This is a genomic window from Clostridium lentum, assembly GCF_014287815.1.
In the GTDB taxonomy this organism is placed as follows: Bacteria; Bacillota; Clostridia; order Clostridiales; family Clostridiaceae; genus Clostridium; species Clostridium lentum.
Map to the genome: position 1 here is coordinate 89,759 of NZ_JACOOQ010000001.1, position 20,335 is coordinate 110,093.

Annotated in this window: 17 protein-coding genes; 14 read left to right on the top strand and 3 right to left on the bottom strand. The window is 29.1% G+C overall.

Features of this window, described 5'->3' with window-relative positions; all coding sequences use genetic code 11:
- The first annotated feature begins 8 nt into the window (after positions 1-8).
- The 4 genes from H8R92_RS00410 (at position 9) to H8R92_RS00425 (ending at position 4,965) form a co-directional block, all read left to right on the top strand.
- The gene (locus H8R92_RS00410; protein WP_022212243.1) at positions 9-689 is read left to right on the top strand and encodes an amino acid ABC transporter permease; all 681 of its coding nucleotides are present in this window, start codon (positions 9-11) and stop codon (positions 687-689) included.
- On the top strand, positions 676-1,398 hold the full coding sequence (locus H8R92_RS00415; RefSeq protein ID WP_022212242.1) for an amino acid ABC transporter ATP-binding protein: 723 nt from the start codon (positions 676-678) through the stop codon (positions 1,396-1,398). The genes H8R92_RS00410 and H8R92_RS00415 overlap by 14 nt, the downstream gene beginning before the upstream one ends.
- Before the next feature lie 118 nt (positions 1,399-1,516).
- Positions 1,517-4,123, top strand: coding sequence for a tetratricopeptide repeat protein (locus tag H8R92_RS00420; protein WP_186834373.1), 2,607 nt, complete (start codon positions 1,517-1,519; stop codon positions 4,121-4,123).
- Positions 4,124-4,254: 131 nt separating this feature from the next.
- Complete coding sequence (locus H8R92_RS00425; RefSeq protein ID WP_186834374.1) at positions 4,255-4,965, top strand: Fic family protein; 711 nt, start codon at positions 4,255-4,257, stop codon at positions 4,963-4,965.
- Between the two features lie 116 nt (positions 4,966-5,081).
- On the opposite strand, the gene H8R92_RS00430 is transcribed toward H8R92_RS00425, so the two are convergent.
- Positions 5,082-6,260 carry a cation diffusion facilitator family transporter gene (locus H8R92_RS00430; RefSeq protein WP_186834375.1) on the bottom strand — a complete coding sequence of 393 codons (1,179 nt, stop codon included), beginning with the start codon at positions 6,258-6,260 and terminating at the stop codon, positions 5,082-5,084.
- A 162-nt stretch (positions 6,261-6,422) separates the two neighbouring features.
- Between H8R92_RS00430 and H8R92_RS00435 the strand changes: the two genes are divergently transcribed.
- Positions 6,423-7,718: a M18 family aminopeptidase gene (locus H8R92_RS00435; RefSeq protein WP_186834376.1), complete on the top strand. Its 1,296-nt coding sequence runs from the start codon at positions 6,423-6,425 to the stop codon at positions 7,716-7,718.
- 52 nt (positions 7,719-7,770) lie between these two features.
- On the opposite strand, the gene H8R92_RS00440 is transcribed toward H8R92_RS00435, so the two are convergent.
- Complete coding sequence (locus tag H8R92_RS00440; protein WP_186834377.1) at positions 7,771-8,199, bottom strand: prepilin-type N-terminal cleavage/methylation domain-containing protein; 429 nt, start codon at positions 8,197-8,199, stop codon at positions 7,771-7,773.
- Between the two features lie 282 nt (positions 8,200-8,481).
- Between H8R92_RS00440 and H8R92_RS00445 the strand changes: the two genes are divergently transcribed.
- Entirely contained in the window at positions 8,482-9,216 is a 735-nt protein-coding gene (locus tag H8R92_RS00445) for a hypothetical protein (RefSeq protein WP_243166538.1), read from the top strand.
- 233 nt (positions 9,217-9,449) lie between these two features.
- On the opposite strand, the gene H8R92_RS00450 is transcribed toward H8R92_RS00445, so the two are convergent.
- Positions 9,450-9,659, bottom strand: coding sequence for a hypothetical protein (locus H8R92_RS00450; protein WP_186834379.1), 210 nt, complete (start codon positions 9,657-9,659; stop codon positions 9,450-9,452).
- Positions 9,660-9,795: 136 nt separating this feature from the next.
- Here H8R92_RS00450 and H8R92_RS00455 point away from each other — a divergent pair, with 136 nt between their 5' ends.
- The 8 genes from H8R92_RS00455 to H8R92_RS13410 all read left to right on the top strand — a co-directional run bounded on the left by H8R92_RS00455 (position 9,796) and on the right by H8R92_RS13410 (position 20,332).
- A complete protein-coding gene (locus tag H8R92_RS00455; RefSeq protein ID WP_186834380.1) occupies positions 9,796-10,734 on the top strand; it encodes a type I phosphomannose isomerase catalytic subunit in 939 nt (312 codons plus the stop codon).
- A 201-nt stretch (positions 10,735-10,935) separates the two neighbouring features.
- The gene (locus H8R92_RS00460) at positions 10,936-11,856 is read left to right on the top strand and encodes a CPBP family intramembrane glutamic endopeptidase (protein ID WP_186834381.1); all 921 of its coding nucleotides are present in this window, start codon (positions 10,936-10,938) and stop codon (positions 11,854-11,856) included.
- A 292-nt stretch (positions 11,857-12,148) separates the two neighbouring features.
- Positions 12,149-12,751 (top strand): ATP/GTP-binding protein, encoded by a 603-nt coding sequence (locus tag H8R92_RS00465; protein WP_022212232.1) that lies wholly within the window; start codon positions 12,149-12,151, stop codon positions 12,749-12,751.
- A 259-nt stretch (positions 12,752-13,010) separates the two neighbouring features.
- Entirely contained in the window at positions 13,011-13,454 is a 444-nt protein-coding gene (locus H8R92_RS00470) for a MarR family winged helix-turn-helix transcriptional regulator (RefSeq protein ID WP_022212231.1), read from the top strand.
- Positions 13,455-13,524: 70 nt separating this feature from the next.
- A complete protein-coding gene (locus H8R92_RS00475) occupies positions 13,525-15,258 on the top strand; it encodes an ABC transporter ATP-binding protein (RefSeq protein WP_022212230.1) in 1,734 nt (577 codons plus the stop codon).
- Between the two features lie 43 nt (positions 15,259-15,301).
- Positions 15,302-17,158, top strand: a complete 1,857-nt coding sequence (locus H8R92_RS00480) for an ABC transporter ATP-binding protein (RefSeq protein ID WP_207722783.1) — start codon at positions 15,302-15,304, stop codon at positions 17,156-17,158.
- 131 nt (positions 17,159-17,289) lie between these two features.
- Entirely contained in the window at positions 17,290-18,450 is a 1,161-nt protein-coding gene (locus H8R92_RS00485; protein WP_186834382.1) for a DUF6688 domain-containing protein, read from the top strand.
- A 205-nt stretch (positions 18,451-18,655) separates the two neighbouring features.
- Complete coding sequence (locus H8R92_RS13410; protein WP_186834383.1) at positions 18,656-20,332, top strand: PP2C family protein-serine/threonine phosphatase; 1,677 nt, start codon at positions 18,656-18,658, stop codon at positions 20,330-20,332.
- Positions 20,333-20,335 lie beyond the last annotated feature (3 nt).

Genomic DNA, 20,335 nt, shown 5'->3' on the forward strand with positions numbered 1-20,335 from the left:
TTTAAAATATGAATTTAGATTTTAGCTTTATAGCAGAATATATGCCATATTATTTTAAAGGCATTAAATATACATTATTAATTTCTTTTGTAGCAGTATTATTTGGTGCTATTTTTGGTTCTATACTATTTTATATGAAAAGTTCTAATTTTCATATATGGAAGATTAAACCATTAAAGATACTTGCAGTAGCATATATAGAAATTATCAGAGGGACACCTATGATATTACAAATATTTATTGTTTATGCAGGAGCAGAACCATTTTTAGGCATTGATTTAACTGCATTACAATCAGCATTTATAGCTATAGCACTAAATTCAGCAGCTTATGTTTCTGAAATTGTAAGGGCTGGTATTGATGCAGTAGATAAGGGGCAGATGGAAGCTGCAAGAAGTTTAGGAATGAAAAAGAGCACAGCAATGATACTTATTGTAGTACCTCAAGCCATAAGAAATATACTTCCTGCTATAGGAAATGAATTTGTAACAGTAATTAAAGAATCATCAATGGCTTCAGTTGTTGGTGTTGGAGAGCTTATGTATGCAGCAAAAATAGTTCAAGGCTCTACATATAGATCTTTAGAACCATTAATAGTAGCAGCTGGATTTTATTTTATATTAACTTTTACTTTAGGTAGGGTTATTTCTTTAATTGAAAGGAGGATGAAGGTAAGTGATATACGTTAATAATCTTGAAAAGAGCTTTGGCAAAAATAAGGTCCTTAAAGGTGTTAATGAGCATATAAAAAAAGGTGAAGTTGTAGTGGTAATAGGGCCATCTGGTTCAGGAAAAAGTACATTTTTAAGATGTTTAAATTTACTGGAGGAACCTACAGGTGGAGAAATAATTTTTGAAGGTAAAAACATAACTGATAAGAAAGTGAATATAAATAAATTAAGGGAAAAAATGGGGATGGTTTTTCAGCAATTTAATTTATTTCCACATAAAACAGTGTTAGAAAATATAACTATAGCACCAATTAAGGTGAAAAAAATGAAGAAAAGTGATGCAGAAGCAAAAGCAATAAGGTTATTAGAAAAGGTAGGGCTTGAAAATAAAAAGGATGCATATCCAGCACAACTTTCAGGTGGACAAAAACAAAGAATTGCTATAGCAAGAGCGTTAGCTATGGAACCAGATGTGATGTTATTTGATGAACCAACATCAGCACTAGATCCGGAAATGGTTGGGGAAGTTTTAAATGTAATGAAGAATCTGGCTAGTGAAGGAATGACAATGGTGGTAGTAACTCATGAAATGGGCTTTGCTAAAGAAGTTGGTGATAGGATTGTATTCATGGATGGAGGAAATATACTAGAAAGCGAAAAGCCACAGGAGTTTTTTGAAAATCCAAAAAATGAAAGAACAAAAGAATTTCTATCAAAGGTACTATAAACTTTCTATGGGGAGGGAGTATATAGTGGTAATAAAAGGGACACTTATATTTTATAAGTGTTCTTTTTTATACGTTTTATAATAGAATAATAGTAGGATTAATGGCAGGCAGGGTAATATGTCGAAGAAAACTGTATATAATTTTTTAGAGTTAGAATTTAGAAGATTATATGATGATATGAAAATTTTTATTGAAGATAATGAACCCAGGAAGATATTTAACAATCAAAGAAAATTACTAAAGGATATAGTGTACTATATCTATTTTAATAATGAAGTTTATTATGAAAAGAACTTAAGCTTTTATGATAATGTAAGGCTTTTAAAGGAAGCAAGACTTGTAGACGAATATGTTGAAGAAATGCTATTTGGGGCATTAAGAAATGTTGAGCTATATGAAGAGAGAATTACCACTAAAGAAAATTATTTTTATGATGAGATAGAGATAAAAAGATTAGCTGATGAAAACTTTAGAGAAATATATGAACTTATAATTTGGCTTGTCTTAACTTATGGAGAGGAAAATTATCAGTTTTTAAGAGAAAATTTAAGTGATGAATATAAAGAAATATTTGATAAGTTTAGTAATAAAAAAAATGATTTTGATAGTTTAATAAAGAGTATGAATACCTTTGAAGATGAAGACATAAAGGTAAAGGCAGCTGCTTTAGTAGAAGAGGGAGAAAAATATTATTTTGGAAAAGATGTATCACAAGACTATAAAAAGGCTATGCAATATTTTTATAAGGCAGCAGAATTTGGTGATGAATATGGTGAAGCATATTTAGGATTATTTTATGAAAAGGGCTATTCTGTAGAAAGAAATTTTTTAGCAGCTTTTAGTTGGTACTATAAAGCTGCATTAAAAGGTAATGCTTTTTCGCAAAATGCTTTAGGCTTACTATATATTAATGGTAGAGGTGTTAAAAGGAATAATACTGCTGCCATGATATGGTTTCAAAAAAGTGCAGAAAACGAATATTTACCAGCTTTTTACCAGCTTGGTAGGATATATTATCTAGGCTTAGGTGTAGAGAAAAGTTATGAGAAGGCTTTTTATTGGTATAAGAAGAGTGCTGAAATGGATTTAGGGGCAGCGCAATATGCCATTTCCTTTATGTACAAAAACGGTGAAGGATGCCTAAAGGATAATTTTAAAGCTTATTATTGGATTGAGAGGGCAGCGGAAAATGGCTATGAAGATGCGTATTATATAGTAGGAAAATCATATTTAGAAGGCATATGTTATGATATGAATTATGAAAAAGCTTTTAAGTATCTGACGAAAGGATATGAAGCTTGTGATTTAAATTGTATTGAATCATTGGCAGATATGTATTTAAAAGGATTATATGTGGAAGAGGACAGGAAGAAGGCATTGGAGCTGTATTCCGTAAGTATTGATTATGGAAGTTTTCAACTATATTTTAAAGTAGGAAAGATATATGAAGAAGAGAATTTAGTGCAACAAGCCATATACTTTTATGAGCAAGGTCATGAACTTGGCGATTTAAGATGTACTCAAAGGTTAGGTGTGATTTATTATAATGGAGAAGGGGTTAGTCGTGACTTAAATAAATCTATTAAATATATGGAAGTTGCTGCTAAAAACAATGCTCCACATGCTATGTATGTTTTAGGAGTAGCATATTTAAGACTTAATAAATTTAAAGAAAAGACAGAAGAAATAGCTAAGGAACTGTTTTTAAGTGCATATGAGTTAAAATCGCCATATGCAGCAGAATATTTAGCTTTTATTAGTCTTAATGAATTTAATGAGGGAAAGGTCATAGATGAGCAAAAGTTACTTGAATATATAAACTTTGGTGCAGAACATGGGCTCACAGAATCAGTTTTTCAGTATGGGTATATTTACGAAAAAGGCATAGCTGTTAAAAAGGATAATGAAAAGGCGTATTATTATTACGGTTTATCAGCAGAAAGTGAATATATAAAGGCCATGAATAAGATTGCAGAATGGTATTTAAAGGGTTTTTTTGTGAAACAAGATATAGATTTAGCCATTAAATGGTATGAGAAGAGCGCTGAAAAAAATGATATAGAATCATTGGAAAAGCTCATAGAGATTTATGAAAAGGCTATTGGTGGAAAAGATGAAGAGATAAGAGCTCTTTATTATGTGTTTAAGCTTATTGATGTTGATGCTCTAAGAGGAAAGTGTAAGCTTGCTTACTATTGTTTTAAAGGAATTGGTATAGAGCAAGATAGTAAAAGGGCTTATGAGATATTAAATGAAGTAGAAGAAATAGATGAAGGCACTGCCTATAATTTAAAAGGATTATTAGGTAGTGAAAGGATTATAAACTATAATCAGCAAGAAATAGTGCAGTTATTTTTAAATGGAATAGAATGTGGTAATTCAGAATGCTATGGAAACCTAGCATACTATCTTTATAATAATAATTTATATAAGGAACCAGCCTATCAAGAGGCCTTTGAAACATCTCTTATAGGTAGAAAGATTGGAGTTACTAAATGTAAATATATTTATCTAAAAAAGAAATTAGATGAAGTAATCAATAATAATGTAATATCATTGGAGGAAATTGCTTTAATAAATAAATTAAAGGAATTAATTAATAGTGGTTTTGTTTTAGCATTGCCAACAGTTATTAATTGGTATGAAAAAAGAAATATAAAGGATAATATTGCTTATTTAAAATTAAAGGAGCAGCAATATTTCTATAATTTAAAAGAAAATTGAAAAAAAATTAGCTTAATTTAATTTACGAATTTTCCATTGAAAATTCGCTCCAAGGACTATCATCACTGATAGTCCTTTATGATATAATAAATTAAGTAAATTAAATCAATTATGAAACAGGAGCAAATGTAATGGAGAAGATAGATTACAATAGATTTTTACAGATCCTTATGGAAACTAAAGGAATCCATAATTCATTAAATGAATTATTAAAATATGACTTCATATATCATTCAAATAAAATTGAGGGAAGTACCTTTACAACAGATGCATTACAATTGTTATTCGAAAAAAATATAGTACAAGGTACACATACGTTAGATGATGTTCAGGAAACAGTAAACTCATTTTATACCTTTGATATAGTGGTGGATCAACTAGATAATCAACTTACTTTAGATATGATAAAAGAATGGCATGGAAGCTTAATGTATAGAACAAGGTTATATGATATGGGGTTAGCCGGAGTATTTAAAAAATATGCAAATAAAATATTAGGAGCTAATTTTAATACAGCTAATCCATGGGAAGTAGAAGATAAATTAAATAATTTAATAATTTGGTATAATTCATTACAAAATGTTACTATTGAAGATATAGCAAGATTTCATTTTGAATTTGAATGTATCCATCCTTTCCAAGATGGAAATGGGCGAATAGGTAGATTTATTTACTTGAAGCAGTTATTAGATAATAGATTACCATTAAAATATATGAATGGAGAATCAGCTAAAGAGTATAAAAAAGCTTTAGGTGAGTGTTCTAAAGAGAATATAAAAGCTTTAGTTGAATATATAGAAAGCCAAAATGATTTTATAACTGAAAATAGTAATATGTTTTAAATTGTTAAAAATTAATTATTGAACATAAAATAAAAGTCGGCCTTAAAGCCAAAAGGAACAGTAGATAGATTTGTGTAAAATGCAAATCTATCTACTGTCTTTTTTGTATGATTATTTTAATGAAGTTGAAGATCTATAGTTACTATACAATTATAAGTTGGATGAGCTAGTTTTACTGAGTTTTCTATAGATTCCTTTAAGTTTTCTGATTGAAAGTTATTAGTAAATTCATTTGAATCAACAACTACATCAAAGATAATATTTTTATGTTTTTCATCACCAATAACTCTAAAGTCATGATAAGATTTAACTATTGAATATGATTTTAAAACCTCTTCAATATATTTTCTTGTGGATGATATTTCATCAGTATCAACAGAAACAGGATCCATATGGACTACTAAATATACACCAAGCTTTTGAGAAATTTCCCTTTCAGCACTATCAATAATATTATGGATAGTCATAATATTGATGTCAGCAGGGATTTCTGCATGAATTGAAGCCATAATCCTTCCAGGACCATAATTATGAATCACTAAATCATGGACACCGGAAATATGTTCATAAGATAAAACCATATCATTTATTTGCTGAACTAACTCAGCATCAGGTGCTTCACCTAGAAGAGGACTGATAGTTTCCTTTATTAAGCTGAAACCTGAATAAATAATAACAAGAGCAACTAAAACACCAATATATCCATCAATTGGGAGGCTAGTAAAGTTAGATGCAAAGAAGGAAATCACAACAGTGGTAGAAGTAAATACATCACCTAAAGCATCGGTTCCAGCAGCTTTAAGAGCTGATGAATTAATTTTGTTGCCTAAATTTTTATTAAATTTTGAAAGCCAAATTTTAAATCCTATGGATATTAATAAAAGTAAAAAAGGCATAATTTCAAAGGTTACTGCTTCTGGATTTAATATTTTAGAAAATGAAGTTTTAACAAATTGAAATCCAACCAGCATAACCATAAAGGAAACTACAAGAGCTGAAATATACTCAATTCTTCCATGACCAAAAGGATGTTCGGCATCAGCAGGTTTATTGGCCATTTTAAATCCTATAATAGTTATTATAGATGAAGCTGCATCTGACAAGTTGTTAAATGCATCAGCAATTATAGCAATAGATCCTGCAAATAATCCTACGAATAATTTAATAAGGAACAGTAGTGTATTTATAATGATTCCTACTGCTCCACCTAAGTTTCCATAGGCAATTCTAACTTTGTTATCATTAATATCATCATTGTTCTTAATAAATTTTTTAATTAGAAAGTTTGATAACATAAATCACACTCCACTTTTAGATTTATTATTTAATATAATAATAAACTACATTAAATGATTAAAAAGTACAAGCTTTATTATAATTTCCTATATTGTGGAATAAATTAAAATAGTTTATATTATAGAGTATATCCAAGTTAATAAAAAAGGGGTTTGAAATATATGGAAAGAAAACAAGCAAAAGATTTATTGGATTTTATATATAACAGTCCAACAGCATTTCATGCTGTAGAAACTGTTAAAAAGATTTTAGATGAAAATGGATTTAGACAAATTAAAGAAAGTGATAAGTGGCATTTAAAAAGTAGAGATAAATATTATGTAATAAAAAATGATTCTTCTATCATGGCTTTTATAGTAGGAGATGAAAAGATAGAAGAAACAGGTTTAAGATTAATAGGAGCACATACAGATGCACCAGGTTTTAGAGTTAAACCAAATCCTCAAATGATTTCTGAAGGAAAATACGTTAAGCTTAATACTGAAATGTACGGAGGACCAATAATCAGTACTTGGTATGATAGACCTCTAGCTTTAGCTGGAAAGGTTGCTATAAAAGGAGCATCTCCATTAAAGCCAGAAACAAGATTAGTTAATATAAATAAGCCAATGATGATAATACCTAATATAGCTATTCATATGAATAGAGAAGTAAATGATGGTTATAAATACAACAAGCAAGTTGATACTTTACCTTTATTAGGTTTAATAAATGAGAAATTAGAAAACAAAGATTACTTAATGAATATATTAGCAGCAGAATTAAATGTAAACAAAGAAGATATATTACATTTTGAGCTTATGCCATATGAATATGAAAAAGGAACATTAATAGGAATGAACGAAGAAATGATTTCTTCAGGAAGGCTTGATGATTTATGGATGGTATATGCAGGTTTAGTAGCATTACTAGATAGCAGAGATAATGCAGCAACTAAAGTATTAATATGTGTGGATAATGAAGAAATAGGAAGCTTAAGTGCTCAAGGAGCTAATTCAACATTATTAAATAACTTACTTGAAAGACTTACAATGGGACTTGGTAAGAATAGAGAAGAGTACTATAGAGCACTATCAAACTCAATAATGATTTCTGCAGATTTAGCCCATGCTGTTCATCCAAACCTTGGTGATAAAGCAGATCCAACTAACAGACCAGTATTAGAAGGTGGTCCAGTTTTAAAGATAGCAGCAGCAGGAAGCTATAGTACAGATAGCTTTAATGGAGCTGTATTTGCTGAAGTATGTAAGGCAGCAAATGTTCCATTCCAAAAGTTTGTTAATAGATCAGACTTAAGAGGAGGAACTACCATTGGTCCTGTTACAGCAGCAAACTTAACAATACCAGTAATAGATATGGGAGCACCACTTATTGGAATGCACTCAATCAGAGAACTAGCAACAGTAAAAGACAATACGTACACAATAAAAGCATTTACAGAGTTTTTCTCACTATAATAACTTGTAAAAAGGAATCCCTGGTTTTTTTAGGGGTTCCTTTTTTATGAAGTTATTCATCAGTAGATATAGGAGAAACTGATTTAAATGTACCGTTATCATTTAAAGTAATATCATTTTCTTCAGTATTAACAATACTATAACAATTTTCAATACTTGTGTTACTTAGTTTATTAACATCTTTATCTTCTAATAAATCAGAACCAGAAGCAAAAGTATTTACTGTTGTCTCAAGGGTATAACTGTTAGTTGATTTTACTTTAGTTGCTTCATAAGCAGTAACTACATTTTTTGCTTGATTAATTACAGCAACTTTCTTTGATTCATTTATATATCCTGTAAAGGAAGGTGTTAAAGCAGCAGCTAATATGGCAATTATAGCAATAACAACTATAAGCTCAATTAAAGTAAAAGCAGATTTCTTTTGTTTATTACTAATAGTATTTAATTTTGAGTCCAAGTCTTTATTTATATTGATCATCGTTATGCACTCCTTTCTTAATTTTTATTTGTTGCACAACATATCTCAAAGTATTACGTAAATTTTTTAAATTATACCTGAGGACAAGATAAAAGTTTTCGACAAAGTTTTATTTAATAGTTAAAAGAATATATAAGAAAATAGATGATAAATTTAGTGGTGATGATATTTCATTACATGATGGGCTTTTTTCCATAGAATTTGTAGAATAGAACAATTCTTAAAAAGAAATCTAAAAAAAGTATAAAAAATTTAAATATCATGAATAATTTTAATTATAAAATGGGAAAAATATTAATAGGAGATGATGTTATTAAAGAAGATTTATATTTCTTTAATGGATATGGAGGTTTTGATAATTACTCTATGAGCTATAAAATTAAGCTAAGGGATTTTATTACAACTCCAGCTCCATGGATTAATGTCATTTCCAACGAGGATTTTGGGTTTCATGTTTCCGAGAGTGGTTCAGCTTATACTTGGTGTCAAAACAGCAGAGAAAACAAGTTGACCTCTTGGAGCAATGATTGGATTGTAGATCCTTTGAGTGAAGCTTTATATATAAGAGATGATGGTGCAAGAAAGTATTTCAGTATCACACCAGAGCCTGTTAGAGATGAAGATGTATACGATATTGAGCATGGTTTCGGATATTCTATTTTTAAACATACTGCAAATAATATTAGTGGTGAACTTACAATGTTTTGCCCTAAAGATAAGAAATTAAAGCTATGTAAAGTGCTTCTTGAGAACAAATCATTGGAGGGTAAAGGACTGACTCTATTTTACTACAGTTCAATGGTGCTTGGAGTTTATAGCTATAAAAGTGCTAAATATATTAGCACCAATATAGAAGAAAACTTCATTTATGCCCAAAATCCTTTTAATAAGTATTTTTATAAAAATAAAACCTATCTAACTATTTTAGATTGTGAAGCATATGGTTTTAGAGAACAGTTACAAGATTCTATGTCATTAGGAATTTTAGATTCTATGGCTTCCTTATGTTATTATTGAGTATATAAAATCTACTGGTGATTATTCCGTTTTAATTAGATGATGATATAATCCCAAAAAGTCCTGGTAAAAATGAAATAAAGGTTTTCTTTTAAAAAAGGAGCTGTACACTAATTATTTAGTGCCACAGCCCCTTTTTCTTATGGAAGCTAAAATAATATTTAATGTTTATTATTTTGTTTAGATTCTCTTTCTATTTTTTCTAAATCAGTAAATTTATTTTCAAGTATTACTTATTCTAATTCGTCATCAGAGTCCTCTAACATAGGGCTATTAGTATAATCAAATTCCATATATGAAATATTATTTACTACGATAGGATCCTCTGCAGGATTAGGTAAAATAGTGTCTATTCCTTCAGGAGATTTACTTATTAAGCTTTCCTCAGAAGGTTCATACCAACTTCGTAAATTAGGTAAATAAGGTTTGTTTTTTTTTGTCATAAAAATTAATCACCCTTTCTTTTCTTTAATAATATTAATATTATTTGAAGCATTAAAAAATATATACCTGGGGTTTATTGCAATAAATTTTATTTAAAGCTAAATTAAAAGATTTTGTTAATTATGAGGTGAAAATATGTATCCAATAAGATTTGAAAATCTATACTTTGAAAAAATATGGGGAGGAAGAGATTTTAAAGCAATAAGAGATAATTTACCAGAAGGAAATATTGGGGAAAGTTGGGATATAGCGTGTCATAGACATGGGGTGAGTATTGTTATTAATGGATATCTAAAAGGACAAACTTTACAAGAAATAATAGAAGAATATGGACATGATTTAGTGGGAAGTAAAGTAGGTGTTGAAAAGTTTCCATTGTTAGTTAAGTTAATTAATTCAAGAGAAAAATTATCTGTTCAAGTTCATCCAGGAGATGAATATGCTATGAAGAATGAAAATGAGTTAGGAAAGACAGAAGCATGGTATGTTATAGATGCAAAACCAAATGCAAAATTAATTGTTGGAACTAAAAATTGTACTAAGAAAGAGTTTGAAAAAGCTATAGAAGAAAATCGAACAGAGGATTATTTAAATGTAATAGATGTAAAAAAAGGTGATGCATTTTTAATAAATAGTGGAATGGTACATGCTATATGTGAGGGGTTGATTATAGCAGAAATTCAACAAAATAGTGATGTTACTTATAGGGTATATGATTATGGAAGACAGAGGGAGCTTCATGTAAAAAAATCATTAGATGTAATTGATTTTAATTTAAAAGCAGAAAATTTATCTAATAGTAAAATTGAAGAATTTGAAAAAATTGACAAAGTGAAATTGTGTAAAAATAAATATTTTGCAATGGACAAAATTAATATTCAAAATAAATATATTAGCAGTAGTGAAAAAGAAAGATTTCATATAATTACTTGCGTAGATGGAGAAGGTAGTATAAGCGGAGGTAGTATTTCAGAAGAAATTAAAATAGGAGATAGTATACTTATTCCAGCAAATTTAGGTCAGTATGAAATTGTGGGCAATATTTCAGTTTTAAGAAGCTATGTTACTATATAAAATTTAAATTTTAATAGCAATAATTACAGAAAAGAAACTATTATTTTTAGTATTTCTTTAGTTGAAAAGATATTTGGAAAAATATCTGTAGTACTTTTTTGTTTAAGTTAAAGCTATTCTTTAATGTGTATAATATACAGTAAATGGTAATAAATAAAATGTAATAGAAATATATTTATAAAGAAATAAGGGGTGAATAAAATGAATTCTGAGTTAAAGACAAATGTAAATGTAAAAAGCGTATTTAGTAGAGTTGGACTAGCAGCAGCGGTGCTGGGGGTTGTTGTTAATTTGGTACAAATGCTAATAATCACAATATTTAATATGGTTAATCCTGCTTTTGAAAGCAATGGTTGGTTTAGATATTTACTTATAGCAGTAAGTTTTTATTTAATAGGATTTCCTCTATGTTGTTTGATACTTAAAGGCATTCCAGATGGACACAAAAGAGAAGAAGAAAGTTTAACCTTTGGTGGTTTCATTAAGTTCTTTTTAATTTCCTATTTTGTAATGGTATTATTAAATTTATTTACTATGGGATTTATATTGGTAGTAGGAAAAGTAAAAGGAGCAGATGTAGTAAATCCATTGGAAGGAGTTATTTCTAATAGTAGTATTTGGGCTACTATAATTTTTGCAGGAATATTATCACCAATAATTGAAGAAATTTTATTTAGAGGAGTAATGCTTAATAAGCTTAGAACTTATGGAGATAAGATAGCAATAATAACTACAGCTTTGTTATTTGGTTTATTTCATGAGAATTTTTCTCAATTCTTCTATGCAGTAGGTCTTGGAGTAGTATTTGCGTATGTTACTTTAAAGACAGGAACAATTAAATACTCCATTGGACTTCATATTATGATAAATATGATGGGAAGTGTTATAGGCACAAAAGTACTTAGCAGTAATACTGCTACAATGATTTTTGGTGTTGTAGTATGGGTATTTGTAATAGCTGGATTAATTTTATTTATTAAAGATTTTAAGAAGATGTCATTATTACCTGGTGAAGTGACCATTGAAAAGGGGGATGTAGTAAGTGAAACATGGTTAAATATGGGGATGATGATAAATCTTATAATAAGTTTATCTTTAATGATTTATATCCTACTTGTGTAAGGATATTCTTATAATAAAGCTTAAAAGTAAGTGGGGTTGTATTTAATATGCCTCACTTTTTTATATAAATTATAAGTAGATAAGTTTTAATTAAGATACGATGAAAGTATAAAGATGAATAGTATAGTGGGAAAAATTAATGGTGATATAGAATATTTGAATACTTTAATTATAGAGAATCATTAAAAGTTGAAATAACTTGAAAAAATATATAAAAGATGATATAATAAAAACTCCTTTAAAAATACGAATGAAAAATTGATACTTAATAGAAATATTTGGAGGTTTATCAATGCCAACAAGAATTGCAATTCTAGGAGGACCTAGATGTGGTAAGACAACTTTAATACAACAATTATATGTAGATTTAAAAATTAGAGATTTAGATGTAGGTGTTGCTACAGAGTATAGTACAGATTACTTAAGAGATAAAGGTATGATTGAAACTATTTCTGAGCAATATGGAATATATTTAGGGCAATTACACCTAGAAAAAAGCTTAGATTGTCACCAGTACGCTATTACAGATTATGCAACTTTCGTTCCATATATTTATGGAAGATTAATGCTTGGAGATAAGATAAGAAGTAAAAAGGAAATTGAAATTTTAAATGATTTATATAGTTTAGCAATAAGAGATTTACCTCAATATGATTACATATTCTTTGTTCCAAGAGAATTTGGATATAAGAAAGATGGAGTTAGGTGGCAAGATGAAGAAGTTGCTAAGGCAGTAGATAAAGCTATATTAGGGTTCTTAGATGCTGAAAATGTTAAATATTCAGTAATTACTGGTTCAACTAAAGAAAGATCTGAAGCAATCATGAAAATAGTTGGAATAAACAATCCAGTTGTTCAGCCAATAAAGTTAACAGAAGTTAAAAACGCTAAGTAATATTTTTTAATATTATACATATATTATAGGGAAGTAGGTTTAGCTTGATAAATGGACAAGCTACTCCTATTTTATTTTATTTAAAAATGAATAATTAATAGAGATTGATGAGGATTCTATTTAATTATGTATTTAAAGCAAATCCATTAAAGCTTATAACAATTCATAATTTTCCATTGTAAATTAATTTAAACTTGTGTTTAAAAGTTTATTGTTATATAATACATAGTATGCTATGTATTATATAGGGAGAGAAACAATGAAGAAGGCTAGAGTAGATGCTCATGTTGGGCTCTTAATTAAATTTCTTAACAATTCTATAACTAATGAAATTAATAGAAATCTTTTAAAATTTAATTTGACAGCAACACAACATGAAGTATTAGTATATATTTTGAAAAATGAAAATAAGAGAGATGTATTTCAAAAAGATGTTGAAAAACATTTAAAATTAACTAATCCTACTATTACAGGAATAATAAAAAGACTAGAAGAAAAAGGGATGATAGTTAGGTGTGCTAGTACTGGTGATGCTAGATGTAAGTGTTTGCATGTTACAGAAGAGGGTCATAATATATTACATAAATGCTTTCATCAAGGAATACTTAGTGTTGAAGCAAAGCTTGTAAAAAATATATCTGAAAAAGATCAGGTATTACTAAAAGAACTATTATATAAAGCATTAAAAAATTTAGAGGAGTAATCCTCTTTAATTTTAATATTATACATAGCTAACTATGTAATTACAAAATTTATTTAAAGAGGTGAAGAAAATGATAAAGAAGTTATACCCTTATATGAAAAAGTATAAAAAGTATTTATTTTTAGGGGTTGCATGTGCTGTTTTAGAAGTTGTTTTTGAACTTTTAATACCACTGGTAATGGCTAAAATAGTAGACGTAGGAATATCGTTAGGTGATACTGGATATACCATTAAAATGGGGTTATTAATGGTTTGCATGGCAATGATATCACTAAGCTTTGGTCTTGCATTATCAAAATTTGCAGCTATAGCAGGACAAGGCTTTGGAGCAGAACTTAGAGAGGCTGAATATATTAAGATTCAAAGTTATTCATTTAATAATATTGAAAAATTCAGCACTTCGTCATTGATTACTCGTTTAACTACGGATATAACAATGATTCAAAACTCAATGACAATGGGAATAAAATTACTAGTTAGAGCACCTATGATGCTTATATGTGCTTGTGTTTTAGCTATAACAATAAGTCCTAAATTAGCAATGATATTTCTAGTATCAATTCCTGTTTTAGTAATATCTATAGGTCTTATTATTAAGACTGTTAAACCAAGATTTGATATTATGCAAAAGAAGATTGATAATATCAATACAGTAGTACAGGAAAATTTAATTGGTATTAGAGTAGTTAAGTCATTTGTTAGACAAGCTAAGGAAAAAGAAAAGTTTAAAACAAGTAATGATGATTTAGTAAATGCATCCACTAGTGCTTTTGGACTAGTTGTTTTAAATATGCCAATTATGCAGGCTGTTGTATTCTCTAGTGTAATAGGAATACTGTGGTTTGGAGGAAATATGGTTTATGCAGGAACATTAACTGTTGGTAAGTTAACAAGTTTCATGACATATTCATTCCAAATTCTAATGGCGCTAATGATGATTTCTATGGTTCTTATGATGATATCAAGATCAGTAGCATCTGCTTCACGTATTTTAGAAGTGTTAGAAGAAGAACCAGATATAGTTGATCCAGCTAATGCAGTTATGGAAGTTGAAGATGGTGAAATCGAGTTTAGAAATGTTAGCTTTAAATATGAAGATGATAGCGAAGAAGAAAATCTTGAAAATATCAACATAAAAATTAAAGCTGGCGAAACAGTAGGTATTATTGGAAGTACAGGTGCTGGTAAGACAAGCTTAGTACAACTTATACCAAGATTATATGATGCCACTAATGGTGAAGTATTTGTTGGTGGTAGAAATGTTAAGGAATATAACATAGAAGCCTTAAGAAACTCTGTAGCCATGGTACTGCAAAAGAATACACTATTTAGTGGAACAATTGCTGAAAATTTAAGATGGGGTAATGCTGAAGCAACAGAAGCACAAATTGAAGCAGCAGCAACATCATCTTGTGTAGATGAATTTATCGATAGATTACCAGGAAGATATGATATGCATATTGAGCAAGGTGGAGTAAATGTTTCTGGTGGACAAAAACAAAGACTTTGTATTGCTAGAGCTATTCTTAAGAATCCAAAGGTAATTATCCTTGATGATAGTACAAGTGCAGTAGATACAGCAACAGATGCTAAGATTAGAAAAGCTTTTGCAGAAGATTTAAAAGATACTACTAAGATAATAATTGCACAAAGGGTTAATTCAGTTTGTGAAGCTGATAAAATAATTGTCATGGATGATGGAAGAATCGATGATATTGGTACACATGATGAATTAATGGCAAGATGTGAAATATATAAAGATGTATACAAGTCTCAACAGGAAGGGGTGGGGTTACGTGAGTAAGGATAAAATGCATCCAGTGGGAAAAGGTACAGATGGAAAGAAAATGCCAGGTGGCAAACCTAAACCTAAGAATATGAAAAAGACATTAGGTACTTTATTAAGGTACTTAGGTAAATATAAGTTATTTTTAGTTATAGTATTAGTACTTGTAGTATTTAATTCATTTGCCATGGTAGCAGGTTCATATTTCTTAAAACCATTAGTTAATAATTATATACTTCCAGGAGATTTTGCAGGATTGGCAAAGATGCTGGTAATACTAGGAGCAATCTTCTTAGGAGGAGCTTGTTCAGCCTATGGTTATGGAAGAATTATGGTACATGTTTCTCAAAATACAATTAGAGATATAAGAAGAGATTTATTTAATAAGATGCAAGATCTTCCTATTAAATATTTTGATAGAAATACTCATGGTGATTTAATGAGTCTTTACACAAATGATATTGATAATATTGGTGAAGCATTAAATAACAGCGTTGCCAATATCATGTCATCATCACTTTCATTTATAGGAATGATTATTATGATGGTTGTATTAAGCCCAATATTAAGTTTAATAACAATATCATTTTTAGCATTAATGATTTTTATAATTAAAAAGATTGGTTCTAAGAGTAAATATTACTTTGGAATGCAACAAAAAAATATTGGTAAGTTAAATGGTTATATTGAAGAAATGATTGAAGGGCAAAAGGTTATCAAGGTGTTCTGTCATGAAGATAAGGCCATTGAAGATTTTAAGAAGTATAATGAAGAGTTAAGAGAATCATCTACAGGTGCTCAAGCCTTTGGTGGATATATGATGCCAATGCTTGGTAATATGTCTCATATGAATTATGCTATTACATGTTGTGTTGGTGGACTTTTAACCATTGCAGGAAAGTTTGACCTAGGTTCATTAGTCTCCTTCCTTCAATATACAAAGCAAGTATCTAATCCTATAGCTCAAGTATCACAACAGGTAAATATGATATTAGCTGCTCTTGCAGGTGCTGAAAGAATATTTGCAGCTCTTGAAGAAGAAGAAGAAGTTGACAATGGACAAGTTACTCTTACTAGAGTTGAGGTAGCAGCAGACAATACATTAAAAGAAACTACTAAAAATACAGGACATTGGGCTTGGAAGCTTAAAGATGGAAGCCTTAAATTGCTTACAGGTGATGTTAGATTTAAAGATGTTGTCTTTGGATATAATGAAGAAAAAATAGTATTAAAGGATATTAATCTTTTTGCTAAGCCAGGACAAAAGATTGCTTTTGTTGGTTCAACAGGAGCAGGTAAAACAACAATAACAAATTTAATAAATAGATTTTATGAAATTAATAGTGGTAAGATTACTTATGATGGAATAGATGTTAAAGATATTAAGAAAGCAGATTTAAGAAAATCGCTGGGAGTAGTATTACAAGATACTCACTTATTTACAGGTACAATAGCTGATAATATTAGATATGGTAATTTAGATGCAACAGATGAAGAAGTAATTGCAGCTGCTAAGCTTGCCAATGCTCATTCATTTATCAAGCACTTACCACATGGATATGATACAGTATTAACTGGTGATGGTGAAGGATTATCACAAGGTCAAAGACAATTATTAAATATTGCTAGAGCAGCAGTGGCAAACCCACCAGTACTTATTATGGATGAGGCTACTAGCTCAATTGATACAAGAACAGAAAAGCTTATTGCAGAAGGTATGGATAAGCTTATGGAAGGAAGAACTGTATTTGTTATAGCACACAGACTTTCAACTATTAAAAACTCTGAAGCAATAATGATACTTGAACAAGGACAAATTATTGAAAGAGGAAATCATGATGAGCTTCTTGAAATTGGTGGAAGATATTATCAACTTTATACAGGAAAAGCACAATTAGATGCCGAAGAAGCAATATAGATAGAAATGAAAAAGGGAAACTCTTATTTAATTAGGGGTTTTCTTTTTTTAATAAAATATAAAAAAGCAACTCCATAAGTCTATTATTATTTGAAAAAAAGAATTATAATATTTTTAAAAGAAGGGATTTTATGGTTTGGAGAGTATTGTTTTATTTATATGTTATTGCAGCTTTTTCAGTGCCAGTCTTTTGGATTTATAAATTGATACAAAGTTTCTTTGGTAAAAGAGGAATATTTATAAGTAAAAAGTTTATCTTAAACAATGAGAAAGTAGAGGTATTTTACTCTTTTATTGTGATAGCTTTAAGCAGTTTTAATTTATTATGTATTAGTAGTTTAATAGATACAGGTATACCTCTTGAAAGATATGAATTAAATGGTCAGTATTTAAATAGCTATACGCCTTTATCTTTTCAGCATATTTTAACCTTTGCAGTGCTTTTTATTTTAGGATTGCTAGTATATTTTATCTTGATAAATTTCAATGGAAAAATGGCACCTTTACTTTATGTCATAAGCTGTAGCATACTTTTAATTAATATAGCATTAAACGTCATATATTTTACTCATACTTTTAAAGTAAATGACTGGGAGTTTACCTCTTCTTATATAATTAAGGCTTTAGGACGTCATTTAATTTATTTGAGCATGATGTATGTGGTACTTTTAAAGCAATCTATGGATAAGGTAAGAAGTGTAGAAGGAGAAAAAAATAAAATTTATAAGAATGTATTAGTAAATAAGCTATACAGAATTTTTATAAAGTATGAAACTAATGTTGGCTTTTGGACATTGTTTATATTTCCTGTTCTTTTAGCTATTCAGCTATTCCTTGTATTATTTGGCCAAAAGCCTGATAGTTTTATTCAAGTGTTTTTAGATACCAGTACGTATAATTATTCTAAGGTTATACCGCCAGATCCAGTGATACTTCCAGGGGATGGACACTATTTATGTACGGTGGCAGCTAGAGGTCATGAAAATTTGGTGAAGCCTTTAAGAAGTGGTATTAGACACGGTAAACGAATAACTGTAAACAGGCAGCTTATGGTAGCCAATGCTTTTGAAAATATTTTAGAAGAATATACGCCAACAATTCATAAAATAATTAGATATATTTATGATAAGTACGGATATCCATTAAGTAAGCATATAAATACTAAATTTTCTGCGGATATAGTTTATATTCTTATGAAACCGCTGGAGTGGATTTTTTTAGTTGTTTTATATTGTGTAGATAATAATCCAGAAAATCGCATTAATATTCAATACAGTGAATTAAGGAATTGACCATAGTTCACTGTTACCTAATGCAGTATTCATAAGCAATACTGTATTTTTTTTATGTCACAAAATAGAAGTAATGTTCAATATATAGTAACAACATTTACTGCAAACAGAAGTAGAATCAGTTATATTTCAAGATAAATTTTAATATATATTATGGAGTTATTAGTTTAATTTATAAGAAATTATAAGGCAGGGAGGTGGAGTAGTGGTAAATATATGTCCAAGATGTGGAAAGGTTCTGAAGGATTCAAAATATTGTGATAGCTGTGGTGGGGTAATCAGTACTGCTGAGGGAATTCAAGAATATGAAGAGTGTACTCTTACCAATAATTTTTACAAGATAAAATCAAAGGTAAGCTATGAAGATTTTATTTTCCATAGGAAAACTATTGAAAATCCTCAATATGTTGATGAAGAAAATCAGGAAATTTACTTTTTAAAAAAAGAAAATAGCAAATCTTTGCATCAATATATAGGTGATAGGAAGCTGGAATTAAATGAGATAAATACAATTATCATAAGGCTTATAAAAATATTTAAAGAACTTGCAGAAGAGAAGCTCATTATAAGTGCTATTAACCTAGAAGATTTTTGGCTAAATGGCGATGATATAGAAAGCTTAAAGCTATTTAATAGACGTAGATTTATAAGGAATAAAGCAATTGTAGATAACTTTGATTATGGATATTCCATAAGTTCACCGGAGGTATTAAATAAGGTTGAAGGAAAACTAGATGAGGAGTCCAATGTTTATATCTTTGGCAAGCTTTTATTACAACTTATATTAAATAACTTTGGAATCCTAAGTGATGATGAAGAAATGTATTATGGATATAATTTAAGGTTATTTAGAGGTGATCTGCCATATAAGTTTCATAATTTTATCATGAGATGCTTAAATATTACTAAGGAAAAAAGATTTAAATCCATTAAAGAATTGGAGGAAAGATATAAGTATCTCATTGAAGAAAGACATAATATTGAAAAGGCAAAACTAAAGGTAAAAAGCCTTGGCAGTACTAATGTAGGTGTAAATAAATTGAAAAAGGCCTTAAGAGATATGCATATAAAAAAATATGAAGATGAAAATGAGTTTAATGAAGATATGTTTTTAGTGATGAAGGATGAAAAAAAGGAAGTTACCCTTTTAGCCATAGGAGATGGAGTATCAACGGCAAAACTAGGGTCAGGGAAAGAAGCCAGCTCCATCTTAAGAAAGAATATAATAGAAGCTTTTAAGGAAAAGGGATCTCTTCTAAAGGATGAAACTAATATTAAGGAATTTTGTAGTAAAGTAATTACAAAATCGAATATAGATATTATTGAATCCATAAAAACAAAGGTAGACATAAGAAAAGAGCCACCATCAGGAATTATGGCCAGTACATTGATATTGGCCATTGTGGTAGGAAACAGAATGTATTACACATCCATAGGTGATAGTAGGCTCTTTATATATAGTGAAAAAGATGGACTTAACTTACTAAATTATGAAGATAATGTGATGAATTTAAAATTAGCTAATGGAACGCCTTGGGATAAGGTGGTGAATTCAGAAGGTAGACATGCCATAACAAGATATATAGGGGGAGGATCTTTTAAAGATGGCAATCTTTTTCCTAGGAAATTTAATATCAGTATACATTGTCTAGAATTAGAACCAGGTGAGATAATTATTATTTGTTCCGATGGAGTCACTGATTATATAAATAAATCTTATTATAATGATGACTTATGGAAAGTTACAGAAAGCCTTGAAAGAATAATAAAAGAAAATAAGCAAAAGTCATTGGAGGTATTAAATAACAAGATAATAACTGAAGCTAACTTAAATGGTGGAGGAGACAATATAACCATTATAACTTCTAAAATTTTAAAATAATTT

Coding starts and splice junctions, on each gene's coding strand:
- H8R92_RS00445 (WP_243166538.1), top strand. CDS start 8,482: ATGGGAAAAATATTAATAGGAGATGATGTTATTAAAGAAGATTTATAT.
- H8R92_RS00435 (WP_186834376.1), top strand. CDS start 6,423: ATGGAAAGAAAACAAGCAAAAGATTTATTGGATTTTATATATAACAGT.
- H8R92_RS00440 (WP_186834377.1), bottom strand. CDS start 8,199: ATGATCAATATAAATAAAGACTTGGACTCAAAATTAAATACTATTAGT.
- H8R92_RS00460 (WP_186834381.1), top strand. CDS start 10,936: ATGAATTCTGAGTTAAAGACAAATGTAAATGTAAAAAGCGTATTTAGT.
- H8R92_RS00480 (WP_207722783.1), top strand. CDS start 15,302: ATGCCAGGTGGCAAACCTAAACCTAAGAATATGAAAAAGACATTAGGT.
- H8R92_RS00420 (WP_186834373.1), top strand. CDS start 1,517: ATGTCGAAGAAAACTGTATATAATTTTTTAGAGTTAGAATTTAGAAGA.
- H8R92_RS00470 (WP_022212231.1), top strand. CDS start 13,011: ATGAAGAAGGCTAGAGTAGATGCTCATGTTGGGCTCTTAATTAAATTT.
- H8R92_RS00410 (WP_022212243.1), top strand. CDS start 9: ATGAATTTAGATTTTAGCTTTATAGCAGAATATATGCCATATTATTTT.
- H8R92_RS00430 (WP_186834375.1), bottom strand. CDS start 6,260: ATGTTATCAAACTTTCTAATTAAAAAATTTATTAAGAACAATGATGAT.
- H8R92_RS00465 (WP_022212232.1), top strand. CDS start 12,149: ATGCCAACAAGAATTGCAATTCTAGGAGGACCTAGATGTGGTAAGACA.
- H8R92_RS00485 (WP_186834382.1), top strand. CDS start 17,290: ATGGTTTGGAGAGTATTGTTTTATTTATATGTTATTGCAGCTTTTTCA.
- H8R92_RS00475 (WP_022212230.1), top strand. CDS start 13,525: ATGATAAAGAAGTTATACCCTTATATGAAAAAGTATAAAAAGTATTTA.
- H8R92_RS00455 (WP_186834380.1), top strand. CDS start 9,796: ATGTATCCAATAAGATTTGAAAATCTATACTTTGAAAAAATATGGGGA.
- H8R92_RS00450 (WP_186834379.1), bottom strand. CDS start 9,659: ATGACAAAAAAAAACAAACCTTATTTACCTAATTTACGAAGTTGGTAT.
- H8R92_RS00425 (WP_186834374.1), top strand. CDS start 4,255: ATGGAGAAGATAGATTACAATAGATTTTTACAGATCCTTATGGAAACT.